Genomic DNA, 3,191 nt, shown 5'->3' with positions numbered 1-3,191 from the left:
CATCAAACAGCTCTTTTAGCACTTCATTAACTTGGTGGCTGAGCTCTTTCATTTTTGCCAATTGAGCCTCATTCGCCCAATCAAGCGAGATAGAGATGGACTCATTGACCATCGGATCGCCAAGCGCATCGTCTTTATAAAACAGCTCATAGGTAGGCGGCGTCAAAGCTTGACCTTCCTCTAAACCTAGGCGACGTACCAAACTGCCCGCGGCAAAATTACGCACCACGCATTCAACTGGAATCATGTCTAAACGCTTGACCAACACTTCATCGTCTGACAACTGCTTTTCAAAATGGGTTTCGATACCAGCGTCAGCCAGTTTTTGCATGATAAAGGCGTTAAAGCGGTTATTCACCACGCCTTTACGAGCCAGCTGTTCGATACGCTTACCATCAAGCGCTGAGGTATCGTCGCGGAAGTGTAAAATCAGCAAATCATGGTCTTCTGTTTCATAAACAGATTTGGCTTTGCCTTTATAGAGCAGTTCTTGCTTTTGCATGAGGGAGTTCCTGTTCGTTCAAGCTTATGTGGTAAAAACGCGCAGTGACCGCTAAGCCATTTATATTAAGGTATAAAACAAACCTGCTTAACCATAATAAAAGACCAGCGGTATAGATAGGGATGAAAAAGGGGTTTATTCTGATGCTTGGGTCACGGCAACTGTACGCTGAGGTTTTGGCAGCTGATATTGTTTACCCGACTCGTTCTCTAGCTTTAAGGTATTGGCACCTGCATTTGGGGTTGGATATAACGGCACAAATGGCGCTGTTTCTTGCGCCGCTGGCAATTCTAATGGCGCCAGTTTTTTGCTTTGCTGATACTCAAGACTACCATTATCGCGCTTACCAAACAGACCTTTTGTCGCTTGGCAGCCGCTCAACACTAACGTACTACCCAAAACTACGGTCATTAGCATCGGGAATATTTTTGCAGGGTTTGATGATACTGTCATCATATTATCTCTCTGAGTTAGCAGTTATTGCTTATTTGGTGCGTATGTAGGCAAAGCGCTTATAGTTTTACCATGTCTAAAATTTTTTACTTAATAGTCAAAACCTATAGAGCCACTATAAGCGGTATGTTTATTAAACTTATAAAAACCTAAAGTAAATTTGCACGGATTAAAGCTTCATCAATGGTCGCATGGTGCTTTTCAGCCAACCATACCAACGGCAAACGAATACCGGTGTCTATCATGCCCATTTTATGCAGCGCATACTTGACGGGAATAGGGCTTGACTCGATAAATAAATCACGGTGTAAATGCTTGACTACGTCATGAACTTTATGAGCGGCATCAAAATCACCACGCAGGCCAGCGCTAAAAGTCTCACTCATAGCTTTTGGTGCCACGTTAGCCGTCACCGAAATATTGCCTTTACCGCCGAACTGCATCAGCTCAAGAGCTGTACTATCGTCACCAGATAGCACCACCATTCTGTCGCCAACGGCTCTAATCAGTTGCTCACCGCGGACAGCCGAACCTGTGGCGTCTTTAATAGCAACGATATTGTCAATATCAGCGAGGCGTTCAACGGTTTCTTGGGCGATATCTACAACGGTACGTCCCGGTACGTTATAAAGCATTTGCGGGATTTTTACCGCTTCAGCGATGGCCTTATAATGCTGAAACAAACCTTCTTGTGGCGGTTTATTATAATAAGGGGCGACCAATAACGCACAATCAGCACCGGCTTCGGCGGCATCTTGGGTTAGCTTAATGGCTTCCATGGTATTGTTGGCACCAGTGCCTGCAATCACAGGCACGCGACCTTTGACATGCTGCACAAAGTAGCGAATCACATCGCTGTGCTCTTGCATTGACAAAGTGGCGGATTCACCAGTAGTACCGACAGCGACTAAGCAATGCGTACCCTGCTCAATTTGCCAATCTATGAGGTCTGCCAGACGTTTATAATCGACCGTGCCGTCAGGATGCATGGGCGTTACCAAGGCTACCATTGAGCCTTGTAGTCGGGTTTTAATATCGTCGTATGCTGTGCTCATAACCGTGCCTGTATATCCTAGCTTTTATTAAAGCTATCACATGATAAGTCGTTTGCAAGTGCCCCTATCTGCTCTATGGAGCTGAACGTTTGATAAAACTAACGTCAGGGCAATACCTTGCGTGATGTTCATACTGTGTATTTATTATGCTAACGTGATTGACGCTATTTAACTGCGGCCACTCGATTGACCAAGAGCCATAAAAACGCCTGCTAGTGTAGCATATTTTGCCTTCATCGCTATCAAACAATTCATGCTTAATACTTCTATAAAGCAAAAGATTAGCGATCTATCATAATGCTAAGCACCATGTTATTTGGCTTAAAAAACGTGCGTGAAAACTAAACAATTAGTGTAGCGTATTCGCATAGTAGCGATAAAACCTTTTTAGGTATTTTAACGAATCGTCAACATAGCAATGGTCGGACGATATGCATTGCTATAAGTAAAGACAGCCGATTCATAGCGCTGCTAATCACGCTATCCTTTGCTATTCAATGCGTAAACCAATGATACCTGGGATGCCCTGACGGACTATCTCAATCGTCACCACCCCTTTTTCGGGTAATGACCCCACGGCACTAGAAAAATCGTTGACCGTTTTAATCGGTTTTTGGTGCAAATTGGTAATAACGTCGCCTGCCAGTATACCCGAGCGTGCCGCGAGTCCCGTCGGCTCAATAGCGGTGACCAGCACGCCGGTCTTATTATCAGCGGCCAGCTCTATTTGCTCCTCCGGCGTTAAATTGCGTAGCGCCAGTCCCAAGCTGATGCCGTTGGCCTGCTGTGCGCCGGTTTGCGATTGCATAGCATTGGAAGCATTACTAAGCTTGCCGGTTATGATAGCTTGTTTACCGTCGCGCTGAATCTGAACGCGAAAAATATCGTCAGGGCGCGCCCGATTAATCAGGTTTAATAAATCGGAGGCTTCCATAATTAGAACATCATTGTATTTTAAAATAATATCGCCTGGCTTTAGCCCCGCTTTTTGCGCCGGTGAGTCTGGTGAAACGCGAGTCAATAATGCCCCTTGCGGACGCGCTAAATTATAAGCTTCGGCTAAATTACGGTCGATATCTTGCGGAAAAATACCCAGATAGGCGCGCGCAACTTCACCGTTATCTTTTAACTGCTCATAAATATCCATCGCCGCATCAATCGGGATAGAGAATGACAGACCC

4 protein-coding genes are annotated in these 3,191 nt (G+C 45.2%); all 4 read right to left on the bottom strand.

All coding sequences use genetic code 11. The features are described 5' to 3' along the window. A partial coding sequence (locus V7D75_RS14170) for a phosphoribosylaminoimidazolesuccinocarboxamide synthase (RefSeq protein WP_333615079.1) occupies positions 1-502 on the bottom strand: 502 nt, incomplete at its 3' end. Between the two features lie 135 nt (positions 503-637). Continuing rightward, entirely contained in the window at positions 638-958 is a 321-nt protein-coding gene (locus V7D75_RS14165) for a hypothetical protein (protein WP_333615078.1), read from the bottom strand. A 146-nt stretch (positions 959-1,104) separates the two neighbouring features. After that, positions 1,105-2,010, bottom strand: coding sequence for a 4-hydroxy-tetrahydrodipicolinate synthase (dapA, locus tag V7D75_RS14160; protein ID WP_102077794.1), 906 nt, complete (start codon positions 2,008-2,010; stop codon positions 1,105-1,107). 490 nt (positions 2,011-2,500) lie between these two features. Beyond that, positions 2,501-3,191: PDZ domain-containing protein (locus tag V7D75_RS14155; RefSeq protein ID WP_333615077.1), on the bottom strand; the 691-nt coding region annotated here is incomplete at its 5' end.

It is taken from the genome of Psychrobacter sp. (assembly GCF_036731945.1).
GTDB lineage: Bacteria > Pseudomonadota > Gammaproteobacteria > Pseudomonadales > Moraxellaceae > Psychrobacter.
This window is presented reverse-complemented; position numbering and strand designations above follow the sequence as displayed.